Annotated in this window: 10 protein-coding genes; 1 reads left to right on the forward strand and 9 read right to left on the reverse strand. The window is 60.0% G+C overall.

The annotated features are described in order from the left end of the window. Positions 1 to 8 precede the first annotated feature (8 nt). Together ACA068_RS08470 and ACA068_RS08475 are read right to left on the reverse strand one after the other, a co-directional pair. Positions 9 to 2,168: a type I secretion system permease/ATPase gene (locus ACA068_RS08470; RefSeq protein WP_497309089.1), complete on the reverse strand. Its 2,160-nt coding sequence runs from the start codon at positions 2,166 to 2,168 to the stop codon at positions 9 to 11. Between the two features lie 19 nt (positions 2,169 to 2,187). Then, on the reverse strand, positions 2,188 to 3,546 hold the full coding sequence (locus ACA068_RS08475; protein ID WP_497309091.1) for a TolC family outer membrane protein: 1,359 nt from the start codon (positions 3,544 to 3,546) through the stop codon (positions 2,188 to 2,190). A gap of 590 nt (positions 3,547 to 4,136) precedes the next feature. On the opposite strand from ACA068_RS08475, the gene ACA068_RS08480 reads away from it, so the two are divergent. After that, complete coding sequence (locus ACA068_RS08480) at positions 4,137 to 11,324, forward strand: retention module-containing protein (RefSeq protein ID WP_497309093.1); 7,188 nt, start codon at positions 4,137 to 4,139, stop codon at positions 11,322 to 11,324. Positions 11,325 to 11,717: 393 nt separating this feature from the next. On the opposite strand, the gene ACA068_RS08485 is transcribed toward ACA068_RS08480, so the two are convergent. The 7 genes from ACA068_RS08485 to lapD form a co-directional block, all read right to left on the reverse strand. Beyond that, positions 11,718 to 12,077, reverse strand: coding sequence for a DUF6124 family protein (locus tag ACA068_RS08485; RefSeq protein ID WP_497309094.1), 360 nt, complete (start codon positions 12,075 to 12,077; stop codon positions 11,718 to 11,720). An 835-nt stretch (positions 12,078 to 12,912) separates the two neighbouring features. Beyond that, positions 12,913 to 13,272, reverse strand: coding sequence for a DUF6124 family protein (locus ACA068_RS08490; RefSeq protein WP_497309095.1), 360 nt, complete (start codon positions 13,270 to 13,272; stop codon positions 12,913 to 12,915). A gap of 537 nt (positions 13,273 to 13,809) precedes the next feature. Continuing rightward, a protein-coding gene (locus tag ACA068_RS08495; protein ID WP_497303394.1) for an IS3 family transposase occupies positions 13,810 to 15,365 on the reverse strand; the annotation gives its coding sequence in 2 pieces (ribosomal slippage) (positions 13,810 to 14,898 and positions 14,901 to 15,365; 1,554 coding nt in all). 31 nt (positions 15,366 to 15,396) lie between these two features. After that, on the reverse strand, positions 15,397 to 17,823 hold the full coding sequence (locus ACA068_RS08500) for an immunoglobulin-like domain-containing protein (RefSeq protein ID WP_497309097.1): 2,427 nt from the start codon (positions 17,821 to 17,823) through the stop codon (positions 15,397 to 15,399). Between the two features lie 86 nt (positions 17,824 to 17,909). After that, positions 17,910 to 19,465 (reverse strand): IS3 family transposase gene (locus ACA068_RS08505; RefSeq protein WP_497303394.1). Its coding sequence is split into 2 segments (ribosomal slippage): positions 17,910 to 18,998 and positions 19,001 to 19,465, totalling 1,554 coding nucleotides; the frame shifts between segments, so codons are not numbered across the junction. Between the two features lie 31 nt (positions 19,466 to 19,496). Then, on the reverse strand, positions 19,497 to 19,838 hold the full coding sequence (locus ACA068_RS08510; RefSeq protein ID WP_497309099.1) for a hypothetical protein: 342 nt from the start codon (positions 19,836 to 19,838) through the stop codon (positions 19,497 to 19,499). A 137-nt stretch (positions 19,839 to 19,975) separates the two neighbouring features. Continuing rightward, complete coding sequence (lapD, locus tag ACA068_RS08515; RefSeq protein WP_497309101.1) at positions 19,976 to 21,916, reverse strand: cyclic di-GMP receptor LapD; 1,941 nt, start codon at positions 21,914 to 21,916, stop codon at positions 19,976 to 19,978. Position 21,917 lies beyond the last annotated feature (1 nt).

Raw genomic sequence — 21,917 nt, forward strand, 5'->3', positions numbered from 1 at the left:
GGTAGCTCCTAGACAGCCGCAGAGCCGACACGGCCCTTGCGCAGTGCATCGATGACCGCTTCTTTCGGACCGTCGGCCACGATCCGCCCGTTATCCAGCACCAACAGCCGATCCACCAGGCTGAGCATCGAGGTGCGGTGAGTCACCAGCAGCAAAGTCTTGCCCTGCACCCAGCCGTGGAGTTTCTGCCGCAAGACGTCTTCGCTGCTGTTGTCCATGGCGCTGGTGGGTTCGTCGAGCAACATGATCGGCGGATCCAGCAACAAGGCCCGGGCCAGCAGCACTGCCTGGCGTTGACCGCCGGACAGCAACTGCCCGCGTTCGCCCACGGGCCGGTCAAAACCTTGCGGATGTTGACGCGCCAGCTCGGTGACGCCGGTCAGTTCGGCGACTTCGAGCATTCGTGAATCGCTGATGTAACGCGCGCCCAGCGTCAGGTTGTCGCGCAGGCTGCCGGCCAGCAGCGGCAGGTCATGGGCGACATAACCGATTTGCTGGCGCAGGTCGGCGACATCGAGTTGCCGCAGGTCCAGGCCATCGAGCAGCAACTGGCCTTCTTCCGGCGCATAGAACCCCATCACCAAGCGCGCCAGGGTGCTTTTGCCCGAGCCGCTGCGACCGATGATGCCGATCCGTTCGCCGGGTTTGACGCTGAAGCTGACGTTGGCCAGGGCCGGGGCGTTCTGCCCGTTGTAGTGGAAGGTCACACCGCTGACATCCATCGCGCCTTGCAGTTGCGTGCGCTCCAGCGGCCGCTGGTTGGCGTCGCGCTCTTGCGGCAGGGACATCAGCGCATCGGTGCTTTTCATGGTCAGTTGCGCTTGCTGGTAGCGGGTGATCAAACCGGCGATCTGTCCCAAGGGTGCAAGCACGCGGCTGCCGAGCATGTAGGTCGCCACCAGCGCACCGACGCTGAGGTTGCCGGCGATGATGCTGTAGACCCCGGCGACGATGGTCGCCATGCCGGAGAATTGCTGGATGAACAGCGTGCCGTTGGTGGCCAGCGCCGAGAGGTTGCGCGCATGGCTGTCGAGGCGGGTGAGGGCGCCGTGGGTGCTTTCCCATTTGTGCTGGCGTTCGCTTTCGGCGCTGCACGCTTTCAGGGTTTCCAGGCCGCCAAGGGTTTCGATCAGCAAGGCCTGGCGTTCGGCGCCGAGGCTCAGACTTTTCTGCACGGTGTCGCGCAGGCGGACCTGAATGATCATCGCGAAAATGATCGTGATCGGAAACGCCAACAATGGAATCACCACCAGCCAGCCGCCGAGCAGGCCGATCACCACCAGCATCAGCACAGCAAAGGGTAGGTCGATCAGGCTGGTCAGCGTGACGGCGGTGAGGAATTCGCGCAGGCCCTGGAAGTCGTGGATGCTCTGGGCGAAGCCGCCAATGGTCGCCGGCCGCGCTTTCATGGCCATGCCGGTGATGCGTTCGAACAAGGTCGCGGAAAGAATCACATCGGTCTTCTTCCCGGCGGTGTCCAGCAAGTGCGCGCGCACCACCCGCAGCACCAGTTCGAAACCGGTGCCGATCAGCAAGCCGATCGACAGCACCCACAAGGTCGACGTGGCCTGGTTTGGCACCACGCGGTCGTAGGTTTGCATGACGAACAGCGGCACCATCAACCCCAAAAGGTTGATCAGAAAACTCGCCAGAATCGCATCGCTGTACAGCCATTTCGACAGCTTCAAGGTGTCGCGAAACCACGCTTCCACACGCGGCACCAGGGGTGAGCGCAAGTCTTCGAGTTCATGGCGTGGCCGGGCGAACAAGGCCTGGCCACTGTAGTTTTCGGCCAATTCTTCACGGCTGACCCATTGTTCTCCACCGTCCGCTTCGCTGGGCAGGATCAGCAACCGGCCGTCATCGCCGAAGCGTCGCAGGATGGCGGTGCGGCCGTTGTTGAGGATCAGCATCACAGGCAGGTTGAGCGCGGAAATGTCCGCCAGTTCGCGGCGCAGCACCCGCGCCTGCAAGCTGGCCCGGGCTGCTGCGCGGGGCAGCAGGTCCAGGCTCAGGCGTTGTTTGTTGAGGGGCAGCCCGGCACTCAGGCTGGCGCGACTGACCGTCGCGCCGTGGAGTTTACAGAGGATCAACAGACCGTCCAGAAGCGGGTCATCGAAGCTCAGGCGCGGATCGACACCGGTGTTGCCGGGTTCCATGCTGGTCACATTGATCGCCCCCAGTGAGCTATTTCAGTTCAGGCAAACGCGCTTCGTTTTTCACTTCTGTCTGGGCGATCGCATCGGCGGGCAGCACCACCCGTTGCTTGCTCAGCAACTCGCCCATGTTCGCCAGCACGCGGTACATCGAGTATTCCTCGGTGTAGCGCACTTCGGTGTAGCGGCGATTGGCGTTGTAGAGCTCGTTTTCACTGTCGAGCAAGTCGAGCAGGGTGCGTTGGCCGAGGCCGAACTGGTCCTGATACGCCAGGCGCACGCGCCGGCTGGTATCCGCGTATTCGCGCGCAGTCGGGGTTTGTTTCTTGGCATTGACCATGGCGTTCCAGGCCAGGTGGATGTTCTCGTTGAGTTGGCGCAGGGCGTTGTTGCGGATGTCCATTGCCTGGTTGATCTGATGCGCATCGGAAGCCAGGCGAGCCTTGTCGCTGCCACCGCGGAACAGGTTGTAGTTCATCACCACGCCCACGCGCCATTCGTTGTCGTGGCCTTCATCGCCCTGAATGTTGTTGTTTGCGCCCACCGCTGCTTCAGCGTCGAAACGTGGGTAGAACGGCGACTTGGCGACTTCGTATTGGCTCTCGGCCGATTGCACGTCAGCCTGGGCGGATTTCAGGTACGGGTTGTTTTCCACCATGCTCTGCTGGGCTTCCGGCAGGGTGCCGGGCAGTTCGCCGCGGATCGACGGCGGCGCTTCGAGTTCATCGGGCACGCGCCCGACGACGGCGTAGAAATTCGATTCGGCATCCGCCAGATCGACTTCGGCGGTGTCGAGGTTGTTTTGCGCCAATGCCCGGCGAGCACTGGACTGATCGGAGTCGGCGTTGCTGCCGACGCCACGCTGGGTGCGCAGGCCGATCTGGTCGTTGACCCGCAAGTGAGCCTGCAGGTTGTTCGTGGCCAGGGTCACCAGTTCGCGGCGCTTGAGCACTTCGAGGTAGACCTCGATGGTGCGCAATGCCAAATCCTGAGCGGTGCCTTGCGCGTAATAGGCCCGGGAGTTGACCACGCCTTTGGTGCGTTCGACTTCGTTGGCGGTGTTGAACCCGTCGAAGAGCATTTGCCGCAAACGCAGCTCCGATTGGGTGTAGGTGAGGATTCTGGTGTTGTGATTGCCGAACGCCCGGGTGTTGGTGTTATCGCTGTACCCGCGCCCGTAGGCGGCGTTCAGATCAACTGATGGATAAAAGCCCCCCTTGGCGACTTTGACTTGCTCATCCGCGGACAGGCGCGAGTCTACGCGCGACGCCAGTTCCGGGTGGGTTGCAATGGTGCTCTGGATCGCCTCGGTCACCGACATGGCTTGGGCCTGGGATGTGCAGGCCATGGCCAGCAGAACTGCGCTGCATAGGGGGGTTAAAACGCGCATGAGTACATCTCCCTGATTCCTGATGGTTCTTTATCAGTCGCCAATTATTTGACGGCATTTATAAGCAAAACCGTTTCATGCTTGTAACAACGTAGCTAAGAACATTCTAGAGCGTAGCTAAGAAATTTTTTTCATAGGGTTTATTCCAAAAAAAACTTATGCGCTCTGCAAAATCCAGCACATTGTTCACTCTGAAAGCCCTTGATTTAGGAGCTCTAGGGAGCATTCGAGGGGTTGAGGAAAGTTCCATCCACTTATCGACATAGGGCGGAGAAGTGCTGGAGGGGAGGGAAGCGAAACGGTTTTGAGGCGACAGTTTTTTGTCGCTCTACAGGTTCAAAATCGTTACGCATCGCACAAAAGGCAATACGGCTGCGATTGGAGCCCCAAGGTTGTTGATTACATTGGGGTTTTGCCAAAAACGGACACATTGCCCACGAGCGACACGCTTGGCGAGAATTTCGCCGGGGCAGCGGCTTACTCGGGTAAACGCGCCCCGCAGGCGATCCGCCAGGCAACCTGCTTCAACCATGAGCACGTTCTTCGCACAAACAGGGTGCCGACAGCGGTTGGCAGCGGAGGAAATGCACATGGCAACGCTCATCGGTATCGTCAGTAAAGTCATTGGTCAGGTGTTCGCGGAAACGAGCGGCGGCACACGACGTGCGCTGGTCGAGGGCGATCGATTGTTCGCCGGCGACCAATTGATCACCGGGGCCGAAGGCGCGGTGGCCGTGCATCTGCAAAACGGCCGGGAACTGACCCTCGGGCGTGGCAGCAGCCTGCAAATGACCTCCCAGCTACTGGCGAATCAGGCGCCCCATGTGGATACCGCTGAAGCGGTGACGCCGACCCAGGCGCAACTGACCGATGTCGAGCAACTGCAAAAAGCCATCGCGGCCGGCGATGACCCGACTCAAACCGCTGAAGCCACGGCGGCCGGACCTGCTTCGACTGGCGCACCTGGTGGGGCGGCAGGCGGCGGCCACAGTTTTGTCATGCTTGAAGAAGTGGGCGGGCGGGTTGATCCCATCATTGGCTTCCCTACCGCGGGCTTCAACGGCATTCCCGAATTTCCGCTGGAACGTCTGGCCGGTGACCCGGACAACGGCGACAACGGCGACAACGGTGCCGGTTCAGGGGGCACAGGCGTTATTCCCGTTCCTGACGCGCCGAACAACCCGGTCACCCTCGCGGGCCTGTCGGTGGCGGGCGGCGAACTGACCCTCAACGAAGCCAACCTCGCGGACGGTTCTGCCAGCAATCCGGGCGCGTTGATCCAGAACGGTACCTTCACCGTGTCCGCGCCTGACGGGCTGAACAGCCTGAGCATAGGCGGGATCAACGTGATCACCGGCGGGGTGGCTGCCGGCTTCCCGCAGTCGATCACCACCCAGTTGGGCAACACCCTGACGATCACCGGTTACAACCCGGCCACCGGCGTTGTGAGTTACAGCTACACCCTGGTCGGCAACGATACCCATTCGGCCAGCGAGGGGGCCAACAACCTCAGCGAACAGTTCACCGTCGTCGCTAATGATTCCAATGGCGATACCGCCACCGGCACGCTGGACGTCAACATCACCGACGACGTGCCCAAAGCGGTCGATGACAGCAACGCAAATACTGCCTCGGAAACCCTGCTGACCCTGACCGGCAATGTGCTGCCCAATGACTCGCAGGGGGCTGACCGCATTCCCACCGGCCCCAACAGCGGGCCGATCATCGGTGGCACCTTCACCGGGACTTACGGCACGCTGGTGCTCAATCCCAACGGCAGTTACACCTACACGCTGAACACCAGCGATGCCGATTTCAAGGCGCTGCACGGCGGCGGCAGCGGCACCGAAACTTTCACCTACACCCTGACCGATGCCGATGGCGACACCAGCACCGCCAACCTGGTGCTGCAAATTCAAAACAACGACGACCCGGTCACGATCGACGGTCTCAACGTCGAGGGCGGCGAACTCGTTGTCTACGAGAAAAACCTCAGCGACGGCAGCAGCCCCGATGCACCGGCACTGACCCAGAGCGGCACCTTCACCATCACTGCCCTCGACGGCGTGCAAACCCTCAGCGTCGGCGGCATCAACGTGGTGGTTGGCGGCGTGTCCGCCGGCTTTCCGCAATCGATCGTCACGCCGCTCGGCAGCACGCTGACCATCACCGGGTTCGACAGCACGACCGGCGTGGTCAGTTACAGCTATACCCTGGCCGATAACGAAGCGCATCCGACCGCCAACGGCGCCAACGGTATCTCCGAGCAGTTCGCCGTCACCGTGGTCGATGACAACGGCACCACCGCCAACGGCAATCTAGACGTCAACATCGTCGACGACCTGCCTCAGGCCGTGGATGACAGCAACACCGGCACTGCTTCGGAAACCCTGCTGACCCTCAACGGCAACGTGCTGACCAACGACGTGCAAGGCGCTGACCGCGTGACCGTCGGTGAGAATGCCGGCCCGATCACCCCCGGCACCTTCACCGGGACTTACGGCACCCTGGTGCTGAACGCTAATGGCACATACACCTACACCCTGAACACCAGCGACGCTGACTTCAAAGCGTTGCACGGCAATGGCAACGGTACGGAAACCTTCACCTACACCCTGACCGATGCCGACGGCGACACCAGCACCGCCAACCTGGTGCTGCAAATCCACAACAACGATGATCCGGTGACCATCGATGGCCTCAACGTCAATGGCGGCGAAATCACCGTCTACGAGAAAAACCTCAGCGACGGCACCAGCCCGAACGCGCCCGCCCTGACCCAGAGCGGCACCTTCACCGTGACCGCCCTCGATGGCCTGCAAACCCTGACCGTCGGCGGCATCTCGGTGGTCAGCGGGGGCGTGGCCGCAGGCTTCCCGCAATCGATCGTCACCCCGTTGGGCAGCACGCTGACCATCACCGGCTACAACCCGGCCACCGGCGTGATCAGCTACAGCTACACCCTGGTGGACAACGAAACCCACCCGAACGCCAATGGCACCAACAGCCTCACCGAGAACTTCAACGTGGTGGCGACGGACACCGACGGCAGCACCGCGTCGGGCCAGATCAATGTCAACATCGTCGATGACCTGCCCACCGCCAACCCTGATCACGCCTCGGTGGGCGAGGGCGCGACCGTCTCGGGCAACGTGCTGGATAACGACATCGGCGGTGCCGACGGCCCGGCGCTCAGCGGCGCGGTGATTGGCGTGCGCGCAGGTTCGGACACCTCGACCTCGGCCATTGGTGGCCTGGGCACGAACATCAACGGCACCTACGGTTACCTGACCCTGGACGCCAACGGCAACGCGACCTACCACAGCAATCCCAACGCGGTGAACGGCCCTGGCGCGACTGACGTGTTCACCTATACCGTGCGCGATGCCGATGGTGATGAAAGCACCACCACGATCACCATCGATGTGTACAACAGCGGCATCAAAGCGGTCAGCGATACCGACGTGACCGTCTACGAAAAAGCCCTGGACCTGACCAAGGACGGACAAGACCTGGCGGCCGGCACGGTCATCGGCAGCGATCCAACCAGCACCGGCGAAACCGCCAAGGGCACGCTGGTCGGCTCGGTCACCGGCGCGACCGGCGCAATCACTTACACGCTGGTGGGAAGCGCCACGGGCAACTATGGGCAGATCCAGCTCAACCCCAACGGCACGTACACCTACACCCTGACATCGCCTGCGACCACCACGCCGCCTGCCAACGACGGCGCGAATTCGCTGACTGAAAGCTTCACCTACCAGGCCACCGATTCGCTGGGTAACAGCACCACCAGCACCATCGTGGTGAAAATCGTCGATGACGTGCCAAAAGCCTTCAACGACAGCAACACCGGCACAGCGTCGGAGGCCGCGCTGACGCTCAATGGCAATGTTCTGACCAACGACGTCCAGGGCGCGGACCGCGTCGCCACCGGCCCGAACGCCGGGCCTGTCACCCCGGGCACTTTCACCGGTACTTACGGCACCCTGGTGCTCAACGCCAACGGCACGTACACCTACACGCTGAACACCAACGATGCCGATTTCAAAAACCTGCACGGTGGCGGCACGGGCACTGAAACCTTCGCCTACACCCTTACGGATGCCGACGGCGATACCAGCACCGCCAACCTGGTGCTGAACATCCAGAACAACAACGACCCGGTCACGCTCAACGGCCTCGATGTGTACGGCGGCGAACTGACCGTCTACGAGAAAAACCTCAGCGACGGCACCAGCCCGAACGCGCCCGCACTGACCCAGAACGGCACCTTCACCGTGACCGCACTGGACGGTCTGCAAACCCTCACCGTGGGCGGCATTGCGCTGGTCACCGGTGGCGTGGCGGCAGGCTTCCCGCAATCGGTGGTCACCCCGCTCGGCAGCACGCTGACCATCACCGGTTACAACCCGACCACCGGCGTGGTCAGTTACAGCTACACCCTGGCGGACAACGAAACCCATCCGAACGCCAACGGTGCCAACAGCCTCACTGAGAACTTCAACGTGGTGGCGACGGACACCGACGGCAGCACCGCGACGGGTCAGATCAACGTCAACATCGTCGATGATTTGCCGACGGCCAAAGCGGACACGGCGAGCGTGGTCGAAGGCGGCACCGTCAGCGGCAACGTGCTGGGCAACGACATCAAGGGCGCCGACGGCGCGGCAGCCGGTGGTGCGGTGGTTGGTGTGCGGGCAGGCTCGGACACGTCGTCCTCGGCCATTGGCGGCCTGGGCACGAACATCAACGGCACCTACGGTTACCTGACGCTGGATGCCAACGGCAACGCGACCTATCACAGCAATCCCAACGCGGTGAGCGGTGCGGGCGCCACCGACACGTTCACCTACACCGTGCGCGATGCCGACGGCGATGAAAGCACCACCACCATCACCATCGATGTGTCGAACAGCTGCATCAAAGCGGTCACCGACACCGATGTCACCGTCTACGAGAAAGCGCTGGACCTGACCAAGGACGGGCAAGACCTGGCGGCCGGTACTGTCACGGGCAGCGAGCCCGGCAACACCGGCGAAACGGCCACTGGCACCCTAGTCGGCTCCGTCACCGGCGCGAGTGGCGCGGTCACGTACACCCTGGTCGGCAGTGCCACCGGGACCTTCGGACAAATGCTGCTCAACCCCAACGGCACCTACACCTACACCCTGACCTCGGCACCGAAAACCTCGCCGAATGCCAACGACGGGCCCAACACCCTGAGCGAAAGCTTCACCTACAAAGCCACGGATGCACTGGGCAACAGCTCCACCAGCACCATCGTAGTGAGCATCGTCGACGACGTACCCAAGGCGGTCGCTTCCGATCGTTCGGTCGCCGCGGTCGAGATCGATTCCAACCTGCTGTTGGTGATCGACGTCTCCGGCAGTATGGCCGATGCGTCCGGCGTTCCCGGGTTGTCGCGGTTGGCGCTGGCCAAGCAGGCGATCAGTGCCTTGCTCGACAAATACGATGACCTGGGCGATGTGAAAGTGCAGATCGTCACCTTCAGCAGCAACGCCACTGACAAGACATCGATCTGGGTGGATGTAGCGACCGCCAAGTCGATCATCTCCGGCCTGACTGCCGGCGGTGGCACCAACTACGACGCGGCTGTCGCGACGATGCAAACCGCGTTCAACACCTCGGGCAAACTGACCGGGGCGCAGAACGTCGGCTACTTCTTCTCCGACGGCAAACCCAACGAAGGCGACATTGGCACCGCAGACGAAACCGCGCTCAAAGCCTTCCTCGACGCCAACAGCATCAAAAACTACGCGATCGGCCTGGGCAGCGGCGTGAGCAACGCCAATCTCGATCCGCTGGCCTATGACGGCAGTACGCATACCAACACCAACGCGGTGGTGGTGACCGATCTCAACCAACTCAACTCGGTGCTGTCGGGCACGGTAGTCGGTGCGCCAGTCACCGGCACCTTGCTCGAAGGCGGCACGTTCGGCGCCGATGGCGGCTTCATCAAAACCCTCGTGGTCGACGGCACGACGTACACCTACGACCCTAAAGGCAACAGCAATCAGGGTTCGTTGAACTTCAGTGGCGGCGCCAACCACGGCACGTTCAACACGGTGAACAACAGCATCAGCATCGCCACCAACAATGGCGGCACCCTGGTGGTCAACCTCGACACCGGCGAGTACACCTACACCTCGCAAAAAACCACGGCAGTGGTGATCACCGAAAACATCGGCTTCACCGCCAGCGACAACGACGGCGACCTGGCCAGCTCCACGCTCACGGTCAAAGTCATTCCGAACGCGGCGCCGGTGGCGGCCGATGACCACATCATCACCAACGTGCTCTCGGGCAACATCGTGGTGCCGGGTGAATTGCTGCTGGCCAACGACACCGATGCCGATGGCGATCCGCTGACGGCTTCACCCACCAACTTCAACACCGGCTGGATTTCAAAAAGCGCCGACTTCACCGGCACTGGCGCGATCAGCTTCTCCTCGACCGGCAACAACACCGCCAACCAGGTCCTGGCGAATGTGCGCAACGCCTTTGCGGCAAACGCGGCGACCATGACGGCGGTTCTGGTGGTCAGTGGTTATCTGGGCGGGGTGACCAACGCCAATGCCAACGATGAGGACCGGATCACCGTCAACCTCAAACAGGGCGAAACCCTCAACCTGGACCACAACCTGGCGGGCGGTCATATCGTCATGAAGTATTCGCTCAACGGCGGCGCGTGGATCGCCCTCGCGGACGGGCAAACCCTTACTGCGGCGGCGGACGGGACGTATCAGATTCACATCACCAACATCGACGACGGTGGTCCGGGCAACAGCGGGAAGGGGGCGGAAAACTACCAGCTGACCATGACCCTCAACTACGCCGGGGGCCATGACATCGCCCCCGATGCCCACGGCACCTACACCGCCAACGACAACCACGGTGGCAGCGACAGCGCGGGCGTGACCATCAGCTATCAGGACGGCCACACCCTCACCGGCACCGCAGGCGACGATGTGTTGGTGGCGGGCACCGGTAACAACGTCCTCAATGCCGGCGACGGCAACGACGTGCTCACTGCCGGTTCTGGCAACAACGAGCTGCACGGCGGCGCCGGCAATGACTTGCTGTTCAGCGGCACCGGCAACGACTTGCTCGACGGCGGCACCGGCACCGACACCGTGAGCTATGCCCACGCCACCGCTGGGGTCACGGTCGACCTGAGCCTGGCCACCGCGCAAAACACCGGCGGCGCTGGCACCGACACCCTGACCGCCATCGAAAACCTCACCGGCTCCAACTTCAACGACTCGCTCACGGGCGATAACTTCAGCAACGTCATAACCGGCGGTTTGGGCGACGACATCCTCAAGGGTGGCGGCGGTGACGACTTCCTGATCGGCGGCCTGGGCAACAACACCCTCACCGGCGGGGCAGGGGCCGACACCTTCCAGTGGCTCAAAGGCAACAGCGGCCACGACGTCGTTACCGACTTCACCCCAGGCACCGACAAACTCGATTTGTCGCAACTGCTACAAGGCGAAAACGGCACGGCGGCATCGCTGGATGACTACCTGCACTTCAAAGTCATCGGCAGCGGCGCCTCGGTACTGACCAGCATCGACGTCAGCGCCATGGCCGGTGCGGCACCGAACCAGACCATCGACCTGGCGGGTGTCAACCTGGCGAGCCATTACGGCGTCACACCGGGAGCGGGCGGGCTGGTCGCGGGCGGGCACGATACCGCGACCATCATCAATGGCATGTTGAATGACCATTCGTTGAAGGTGGATACCGTGTGATCTGAAGGCTGACATCCGAAACGACAAAACCCGCCATTCCCGATAAAGGAATGGCGGGTTTTTTGTTGTCTGTGAAATCGCCTTCGTCGGATCGCCGCCGGGAGCAAGCCCGCTCCCACATTCGGTCTTCAGTGAACACAAAGCAGGCGAACAACCCAGATCAACTGTAGGAGCGAGCCTGCTCGCGATGAGGCCCGAAAGCCCCCCACAAAACTCACAGCCTGACACGCTGTTGTGGCGAGGGAGCTTGCTCCCGCTGGGTTGCGAAGCAGCCCCCAAACCATTCACCGCGATTTCTGCAATTAAACCGCATGCGCCTGGATGACGACGGCTTCGCCGCCGAGCGGGAGCAAGCTCCCTCGCCACAGGAATGCGTTTGCCGCAGGTTCTTCGCTAACCCTGCGGCACGAAATTATCCAGCATCCGGTTCACCGCCAGTTCCCCCAGCATCACCACCTGCTGAATCCCCAACACCGTGTTGCGATGCGAACCTTCCATCAACCCCGCAAAATTGCTCAGCATCACACTCGCCGACGCCAGGGTTTCGCAGGCGTTGACCAGCAGGGTCTCGTCGTTGGTGTTGGGGTCGATGGAGTAAATCGTGCTCGGTTTACGCGGGGTATCTTTGGGAACGACCGGTTTGAGGTAGTAATCGAGGGCGCGGTCGGCGGCCTCGTTGAGTTTTTTGGAATCGGGGGTTTCGTAGGGGGAAACGTCGTCGGTTTCGGGTGGGTTGGGTGTGATCTTGAACATGGTGAAACTCCTTGATGATTGGAGTCGTCACCCATCGCTGCTAAACGAAAAGGGTGGCGGCTGTACGCGGGTTAGCAGACCAGGCATCAAGGAACCCGGCGCACCGAAGTGCCCCACGCAAAGCCGCCATAACGTAGAGCAACTGACGAAAACTGTGTCGGTTGATCAGAGGCGACACTGACGTGCCTTGATATTCTCCGAGCTGCTAAACCCGATCGCTGATTTGTCAGCGACCGGGAAACGATAGAGGCCCGGCTCAAGGCGCACAAGCCGGCGGATTCTGGCGCAGTCGTAGGCAACGGCGCAAGGATGTGTAGCCTTGGTCAGTGTCAGGAGATGTCTTTTAAACATCGCCGTTTAATACACACTCAAGGTCCGGTGATCCATACACCGAATGGATAAATAGATCCGTCCCCTTTTGCCTTGCCTTTTGCCTTGACGCCGTGTGACCTGAAGGCTGAAACGACAAAACCCGCCATTCCTGGGTAAGGAATGGCGGGTTTTTTGTTGTCTGTGAGATCGCCTTCGTCGGATCGCCGCCCGGAGCCGGCTCGCTCCCACATTTGATCTTCAGTGAACACAAAACAGGCGAACAACCCAGATCAACTGTGGGAGCGGGCTTGCCCGCGAAGAGGCCCAAAAGACCACCACAAAACTCACAGCCTGACACGCTGTTGAGGCGAGGGAGCTTGCTCCCGCTGGGTTGCGAAGCAGCCCCCAAACCATTCACCGCGATTTCTGCAATTAAACCGCATGCGCCTGAATGACGACGGCTTCGCCGCCGAGCGGGAGCAAGCTCCCTCGCCACAGGAATGCGTTTGCCGCAGGTTCTTCGCTAACCCTGCGGCACGAAATTATCCAGCATCCGGTTCACCGCCAACTCCCCCAGCATCACCACCTGCTGAATCCCCAGCACCGTGTTGCGATGTGAACCCTCCATCAACCCCGCGAAATTACTCAGCATTACACTCGCCGACGCCAGGGTTTCGCAGGCGTTGACCAGCAGGGTCTCGTCGTTGGTGTCGGGGTCGATGGAATAGATAGTGCTCGGTTTGCGCGGGATGTCTTTGGGAACGACCGGTTTGAGGTAGTAATCGAGGGCGCGGTCGGCGGCGTTGTTGAGCTTTTTCGAATCGATGGATTCGTAGGGGGAAACATCGTCGGTTTCGGGCGGGTTGGGTGTGATTTTGAACATGGTGAAACTCCTACAAGAAATGGAGCCACCAAGACCTGTCGCTAAACAAGTAAGGGTGGCGGCTGCACGCAGGTTAGCGAACCGGGTGTAGGCGCCCGGCAGACTCGAAAGTCTCCCGCGCACAGCCGCCATGACATCAACCGCAGACATGAACAGTCTGCAAGAGAGTTTGGAGCGCTGTTGCGCCTACATAGGTTCGGGTCGCTAAACCCGATCGCTGATTTGTCAGCGACCGGGAAACGATAGAGCCCCGGCACAAGGCGCACAAGCCGGCGGATTCTGGCGCAGTCGTAGGTAACGGCGCAAGGTTGTGTAGCTTTGGTCAGTGTCTGGAGATGTCTTTTAAACATCGCCGTTTAATGCTCGCTAACGTTCGAGATAGAGACAGATAACTAACCGGACCTACTCCTCGTCTATTTTTGGTTCGAACGGCTCATCTGACTCGCTAAAACTAGAGACCTGTAGATTCAGTCCAGTACCCAAACAGCAACGTACCGTCCGGCGTTTTTCAAGGTAGTTGTCGCGTCAACCGTCTAACTATGCCGCTATTTTCTCGATCTGTTGCTCTCGATCCGGGTTCAGCAGCACGGTGCCGATCGGCTCCCAGTTACGCGTCTGGCCTGACCATCGTTCCGGTTTTTTCTCCTTGGCTCGTTCGTACAGCTCATGTCGCCGGGCCAAGACCTGATGATCCAGCCCCCGATGCCGCTCAGCCGGTGTGACGAACCGGATACGACTATGCCGGTGCTCGTTGTTGTACCAGCGCATAAAGTCCCTCACCCAAGCGCGTGAAGCGTCCAAACTGACAAAGCCATCCTGCGGCCATTGCGGGCAGTATTTCAGCGTTCTAAACAGCGACTCCGAGTAGGGATTGTCGTTGCTCACACGCGGCCGGCCCCGCGAGGGCGTGATGCCCAGTTCGTACATCTTGCTCAGCAGCGTCACCGACTTCATCGGCGCGCCGTTGTCCGAGTGCAGCACCAGCGGTTCGTGCAAACACTGCTCTGCGATCACGCTGCGTTGCAGCAGTGCGGCGGCTTTCTCCCCGCTTTCTGCGTCGTAGACCTCCCAGCCCACGGCCTTGCGGCTGTAAATATCCTCGATCAGATAGAGGTAGTAATACTTGCCGCGTATCGGCGAGGGCAGATACGTGATGTCCCATGACCACACCTGATTGGGCGCTTTGGCCGCATGCGTCGTCGGTGCTGCGTGCCTTCTGGGTCGCTGGCTGCGGCCTCGATGTTGCTGTTGGCCTGCCGCACGTAGAACGCGATAAAACGTCGACTCCGACGCCAGATAACACGCTTGATCGGCCAGTCGTGGCACGATCTGGCTCGGCGGCAAGTGGACGTACTCCGGGCTGTTACACAGCGTCACGATGGTCTGACGCTCGACTTCGCTCAGTGCATTTCGCGGTGTTGGCCGTGTGACAGTCGTTCGGGCATCTGCCGGGATAACGTCTGTTTCAGTCCACCGCTGCAAGGTTCGCAGCGATAGACCGACTTCCCGGCAGGCCCTGATTTTTCTGGCGCCTGCCGCGACCGCGCTACCCAGCCAGGCAACGAGCAACTGGCGCTCTGGCAAAGACGTTAGTTGTCCTCGTTGTCGTTCGTCCCCCAGTAGTCGTTGAGCTTTTTTCGCAGCACCAACAACGCGGCTGTTTCAGCGAGCGCCTTGTCTTTGCGGCGCAGTTCGCGCTCAAGTTCCTGGATGCGTTTCTTGTCTTTGCGAGCTTGCTCGCGATCTTCTTTTTGCTGGGCTTTATCTGCCTTCTGACCGTTGATGCAGGCCTGCCGCCAGGCCGTAATTTGCTCAGGGTAAAGGCCTTTGCGGCGGCAGTATTCACCCAGGTCGATCTCGGATAAACCGGCGGCTTCGAGCACGACAGCAAACTTGGTTTCGGCTGACCAGTTTTCGGCCAACGACTTGTTTTCGGACACTGCACTTCCTTCAGAACTGAGCTGCTTGCGCCAGTTGGACAAAGACATTTCGCTGACCCCTTCGCGCCGGGAAACCTCGGCCATCGACAGGTTCTGCGGGGGAAGCAGCATCTTGAGTAATGCGGCTCTGCGTTCAGGTGAATAGTACGGCACGACCAGTCTCTTTCCGCCCCCGATATGCTTTTTAAGGAAAAATCGGAGAGGCGACAACTATCCTGACACCGGGGGCGTCCGCATAGAGCGATGATCGACTGAACTGAACGGGTCCACCCGTATTTCGAACAATTGAAATTTGAGTTTTGGAGTTTTCTGGAGCGATGATGCCGAGATTCACAGCGAATCTACTTGACCGTCTAGACGCGATTTGTACTCGGCGATCTGTCAAGCTATTGGCAATCATCGTGCCGCCAACGCTACGAACGTGCGCTTTTCCATTCGCTAAAGTTGATCTTGGCGTGTATTCGACATGGATGACGTTAGCCGTTTGAACCTCAAAAGATTTTTGCTGACGAGCAGCATCGCGCACCCAGATTCTAGTGGTGCCATTGCTTTCGCTACGAACCACTCCGTGACGATCTATTGTCGCTATCTTTTCGTTTTCTGACTCATAGGTATAGGGAGGAACGCCCCCCGATGCTGCCCGGTTTGCAGCCGTGCCGAGGGCATCGACACCCGAATAATAACCTTCAGTGGCAAAAGTATGTTTAAAAGAGAAATTCTCCCCTAGCAAGAGCAAACGCGAGGTATCCACAATAAGCTCCGGAAGAGCTGGCGCCACTTTGACCGTATAGCGCCGTATTGGAAAACTCACCCTGTTCAGGTCAGCCACTTTGCCAAAATTAACCTTGAACGTAATCGTCAGAGCACTTCCGTTCCGGAGAGTCTGCAACCACTTCAATGGGATCGGTCGGGTCAGGCCATGCGTTTCGTAATGCGGCACGCCATTGAGGTCATCGTAAAAAACTGGCGTACCGTTGCTATCAAACCCTTCATACCGTAGCCACACAAATTGTCCCGCCAATTGAAGCAACCATTGCGCAATACTTGATGTATCGCCAGCCACCAGTTTTGTAACATCCAGATCCAGTCCTGTGCGATTCGCGATGACCGGCATTGGAAGCCGCGGATCCCCATCTACTATCGGATTCACCCTCAACATCAGCGCGTCCGACTCGGCAATCTCTCGCCCTCCCCGAATCAGCACCCACGACAATTGCGGTACTTTACCGAGCCATGCGCCGAGAAACACCGCATTGAGGGAAAAGACGGTCTGACGGTTCTGATCGAGCGGTTGAACCGCAAACGCCGGTGAATCTGGCAAGCGATTGAGCAGTTTCAGTTGCGCCTGATCTCCGGATAACGCCCCCGTGAATGCGACGCGAACGTTTACGCCCTGGGCGTGATTCAGCAGGTCGAGGGGGTTAGTGGCCGGCGGTAGCAGAACCGGTGGCTCCAGTACAATTTTCGCCGCATCGCCAAACATCAACTGCAGCAACTGCGAAAACACCTCGACCTCACCCGGGTTGGTCACCGTGCATTGCACCGTCAAAGGAGTGCTGGCGTAGGGGGCGATGTATTTGGCAGGCACCTGGAAGATGACCGGCTGTGCCGGGTCGGTGACGATCAGTTGGAAAATGAACAGCGCCGTAATCCCGTCCTGATCGGTGGTTTGCCAGTAAAGTTTGACGATCGCGCCTTTTTTCAAAGGCCAGTATTCGGCGACCTGCACCGTGGCCGTGGCGGTGTCGACCGGCAGCTTGTTGTCTACCAGAGGTGCAACAGTCGGTAGCCCCAATGGCTGGGACGTGCCAGTGAACGTGGCATCGGCGGGTTTCGAACGCTGGGTCTTGCCTGCCTTGGTCAATGTATAGGTGGCCCGCGCCGAACCGCCAATCAGGTTGCGTACCCACTCGTTTAACACCGGAAAGTCCAGGGATCTGCTCGCAGCGGTCAGCGTCACGCTGAAAGTGTGGGTGACCGGGTCGCCCCCTTTGGTGAGCCCGTCCAGGGTCAGCTTGATCAGATCGTTGATCGCAAAGACACCGGTGACCAGGATCACCATGACTGCGCCTGCGAGCCCATTGTGATTCACCACATTGTCGGGATCAGCCTTCTCAAAAATCGGTGCGGCCAGTAACACCATGCCGGGTTTGAACGTGAGGATGAGCGCATCTGACCAGCCGCTGGCGTTCTCCACCACGTCGAACGCTTCCCAGCGCACCACCAGGCTGTTGGTGGGCGCCAGGGTGGCGAGCATTTCCGGGGTCAGTTCAAAGACTACATCCCCCAATGCGGTGACAGTGCTCTCCAGAAGCAAAGACCCGAAGGCAAGCACCACCACGTCGCCGATGGACTGATTGAAATATTCCAGCACGGTCACGAACATGCCGTCATCGATCACTGTCTGATCGACGACGCTTTCCGAGGCGACAGGCAATTTGAGGCCCTGGTTAAATGGCTTGCCGCCGTCGGTGTCCGCTTCGCCCGGTGCCGGGTATTTGTAAAACAGCGGAACGGGCGGCGCTTGTTCAGTGCCGTTGCCGCTCACGCGCTCAACCTCGAGCCAGAAGTCTTTGTTCTCTGGTTTCAGCGGCAGAAACCTGGCTTCCATCTTTTGGGCCGAAATATAGAACGGAATGTCTTTCGCTTTCCCTTGAGCCGGCGTTTTTCAAGGTAGTTGTCGCGTCAACCGTCTAACTATGCCGCTATTTTCTCGATCTGTTGCTCTCGATCCGGGTTCAGCAGCACGGTGCCGATCGGCTCCCAGTTACGCGTCTGGCCTGACCATCGTTCCGGTTTTTTCTCCTTGGCTCGTTCGTACAGCTCATGTCGCCGGGCCAAGACCTGATGATCCAGCCCCCGATGCCGCTCAGCCGGTGTGACGAACCGGATACGACTATGCCGGTGCTCGTTGTTGTACCAGCGCATAAAGTCCCTCACCCAAGCGCGTGAAGCGTCCAAACTGACAAAGCCATCCTGCGGCCATTGCGGGCAGTATTTCAGCGTTCTAAACAGCGACTCCGAGTAGGGATTGTCGTTGCTCACACGCGGCCGGCCCCGCGAGGGCGTGATGCCCAGTTCGTACATCTTGCTCAGCAGCGTCACCGACTTCATCGGCGCGCCGTTGTCCGAGTGCAGCACCAGCGGTTCGTGCAAACACTGCTCTGCGATCACGCTGCGTTGCAGCAGTGCGGCGGCTTTCTCCCCGCTTTCTGCGTCGTAGACCTCCCAGCCCACGGCCTTGCGGCTGTAAATATCCTCGATCAGATAGAGGTAGTAATACTTGCCGCGTATCGGCGAGGGCAGATACGTGATGTCCCATGACCACACCTGATTGGGCGCTTTGGCCGCATGCGTCGTCGGTGCTGCGTGCCTTCTGGGTCGCTGGCTGCGGCCTCGATGTTGCTGTTGGCCTGCCGCACGTAGAACGCGATAAAACGTCGACTCCGACGCCAGATAACACGCTTGATCGGCCAGTCGTGGCACGATCTGGCTCGGCGGCAAGTGGACGTACTCCGGGCTGTTACACAGCGTCACGATGGTCTGACGCTCGACTTCGCTCAGTGCATTTCGCGGTGTTGGCCGTGTGACAGTCGTTCGGGCATCTGCCGGGATAACGTCTGTTTCAGTCCACCGCTGCAAGGTTCGCAGCGATAGACCGACTTCCCGGCAGGCCCTGATTTTTCTGGCGCCTGCCGCGACCGCGCTACCCAGCCAGGCAACGAGCAACTGGCGCTCTGGCAAAGACGTTAGTTGTCCTCGTTGTCGTTCGTCCCCCAGTAGTCGTTGAGCTTTTTTCGCAGCACCAACAACGCGGCTGTTTCAGCGAGCGCCTTGTCTTTGCGGCGCAGTTCGCGCTCAAGTTCCTGGATGCGTTTCTTGTCTTTGCGAGCTTGCTCGCGATCTTCTTTTTGCTGGGCTTTATCTGCCTTCTGACCGTTGATGCAGGCCTGCCGCCAGGCCGTAATTTGCTCAGGGTAAAGGCCTTTGCGGCGGCAGTATTCACCCAGGTCGATCTCGGATAAACCGGCGGCTTCGAGCACGACAGCAAACTTGGTTTCGGCTGACCAGTTTTCGGCCAACGACTTGTTTTCGGACACTGCACTTCCTTCAGAACTGAGCTGCTTGCGCCAGTTGGACAAAGACATTTCGCTGACCCCTTCGCGCCGGGAAACCTCGGCCATCGACAGGTTCTGCGGGGGAAGCAGCATCTTGAGTAATGCGGCTCTGCGTTCAGGTGAATAGTACGGCACGACCAGTCTCTTTCCGCCCCCGATATGCTTTTTAAGGAAAAATCGGAGAGGCGACAACTATCCTGACACCGGGGGGAGCATCGAAATGCGCTTCGGTGACCGAAAATTCAGCGACGGGAGCGTTTTTTGTTTCGATGTAAACCCTGATGTTGTCGCCAATGGCCATGTTCAGATAGGCGAGGATGTAAACCAGCAAGCCGTCGCGGTCGCCATGCACCATGTTGATATTGATCCCCAAAGCTCCATCGCTCTGCGGTTTGAAACCAACAGGGTAGGGCGGGACGACAGCCAGTACGCCGAGCCCGCGATCGGGTGGAAATACCACGATCTGTCCATTATGTGCGGGGGCAGAGTTTGTCACTGGGGTATTCATGAATGCGTACCTTCCGTAGAGGCGCCGGCTTCCCGAATGTGCGGCACCGATATGGATGGATTAGATAGTTGGCGTGGTAGTTTGCCTACTGTCAGATCTGACAGGTAGCGATGATTTTAAGACGAACGGTCAATCCCTCACATTGGCTCCGGCGGCCCGATCAACCGTCCCATCACCCCAAATAACCCCAACTCCCGAATCACCTCCAGCTCGCCTTTCGTCTCGACCATCTCCGCAATCAACGGCAAATCAATACTGTTGGTTGCCCGGTAAATCGCATCAATAAACAGCCGCTTGTCACTCTGCTCATCAATGTGCCGGATGTACGCCCCATCGATTTTCAGATATGCCAATCCCAACTGCGTCAGGTTGCCGATCTGGCTGAAGCTGCCGCCGAAGTGCTGTAAACCGATGCGGTATCCGGTGTCGAGCAGGCTATGGCTCAGGCGTTGTAATTCATCGGGGGGCGGCAGTTGGCGTTCGTCGATTTCCAGTGTCAGCAGGGGGGCCAGATCAGGCAGCGATTCGAGCATGTCGATGATTTGTCGCAGTTGTACCGGGTCGCGCAAGGTGCTGCCGGACAGGCTCAACGCCAGGGGCCAGCGGTTGACGATGAGGTAGTCGAGGGTGGCTTCGAGCATCGCCAGGTCGAACCGTGCCGACCAGCCGAGACGCTCGATCCACGGCAGGAAATGCCCGGCGGCGATGGCCTCGCCTTGTGGGTCGAGCAGGCGCGCGAGGACTTTGTGGTGCAGCACCTGGCTGGTGTCGGCGCATTGCACGACGGGTTGGAAATACAGCTGCATTTTGCCCTCAGTCAGCGCGTCGTCGATCCAGGTGCGCCAGTCGTGTTGCGAGTGGTTCGTCGCGGTATCGGAACGGGCCAGATGCACCCACGGTCGCTCAGGATGTTGCTGGGCCTGGGCCAGCGCTTGATCGAGGCGCAGCAGGACGTCGCCGGCCGGTTCGCCGGGCTGATAGGCGACCACGCCCAAGTGCGCCACGGGCATGCAATCGCTGGCGCCGGTCAGGCGCAGATTTTCCAGGGTGGCGCTGATTTCCGAAGCGAGGCGGGCCGCTTCGGTGCTGTCCAGGCCCGGTGTCAGCAGGCTGAATTCACCACCACGATTGCGCGCCGCCAGCCAGGTACGCCGTTCCGGCAGTTGCGTGAGTCGTTTGAGCAATTCGCCGACGGCGCTGATCAGCCCATCGGTGCGCTGGCCGCCCAGGCGTTGGTTGAGGCCGATCAGGTCGTTGATTCGCAGCATCAGCAAATGGCCGTCGCTGCTTTGCTCGGAGACCAACAAATGGTCGGCCAGTTGTTCGTCCAGCAAGCGTCGATTGGCCAGGCCCGTGAGGCTGTCCTGATAGGATTCGGCCCGCAGTTTTTCGCTGCGCGTGGCCTCTTCGGAGAACAGCGCTTTGAGCTTTTCGACCATCTGATTCATTGCCAGCACCACGCGCCGCAGTTCAGGGGTGCGTGGCAGTTTTGGCAGGCTGAGGAACTCGCGTTTGCTGATGGCTTCGGCTTGCCTGACCATTTTGTCGAGCGGGCGCAATTGCCGGCGTAACAACCATCCACCGAATACGGCGCTGAGCAGCCCGCAGATCAACAGCCAGATAAGGCTGCCAAGTGTGCTGTCCCAGAGTTTGGCCAGGGCGAACTGCGGATTGCTCAACACTTCGACCCGCGCCACCTGTTCCCAGCCGCGCATGACCAGCGCGTCGCCACCTTCCGGGCGCAGGTTGACCAGACTCACAAACCAGCCGGGCACGCCTTCGATCTGCACCGATGCGCTGCGCTCCACCAGCACTTGTCCATCAACGATATTGATGACGCGGATGCTGCGGAAATAGCCGCTGTCGAAAATCGAGCTGACCATCAATTCGGTCATCGCCGGGTCGTCGATCTGCGCGGTCAGTGACAAACCCAAGGCGGTGGCGGCGTCCTGGGCGTGGGAACGCAACTGGCCGAGCATCTGTTCACGGGAGCTTTCCAGGCTGACAAAAAAACTGCCACTGAAAGCCACCAGCAAGAACAGGCAAATGGCGAGAAACAACTGTTTGCGCAGCGACATA

Source organism: Pseudomonas sp. LBUM1660, from assembly GCF_059695935.1.

Bases quoted from the DNA above. Each gene is read 5' to 3' on its own strand.
- ACA068_RS08475 (WP_497309091.1), bottom strand. From the start codon at position 3,546: ATGCGCGTTTTAACCCCCCTATGCAGCGCAGTTCTGCTGGCCATGGCC.
- ACA068_RS08480 (WP_497309093.1), top strand. From the start codon at position 4,137: ATGGCAACGCTCATCGGTATCGTCAGTAAAGTCATTGGTCAGGTGTTC.
- ACA068_RS08485 (WP_497309094.1), bottom strand. From the start codon at position 12,077: ATGTTCAAGATCACACCCAACCCACCCGAAACCGACGACGTTTCCCCC.
- ACA068_RS08490 (WP_497309095.1), bottom strand. From the start codon at position 13,272: ATGTTCAAAATCACACCCAACCCGCCCGAAACCGACGATGTTTCCCCC.
- ACA068_RS08500 (WP_497309097.1), bottom strand. From the start codon at position 17,823: ATGGAAGCCAGGTTTCTGCCGCTGAAACCAGAGAACAAAGACTTCTGG.
- ACA068_RS08510 (WP_497309099.1), bottom strand. From the start codon at position 19,838: ATGAATACCCCAGTGACAAACTCTGCCCCCGCACATAATGGACAGATC.
- lapD (WP_497309101.1), bottom strand. From the start codon at position 21,916: ATGTCGCTGCGCAAACAGTTGTTTCTCGCCATTTGCCTGTTCTTGCTG.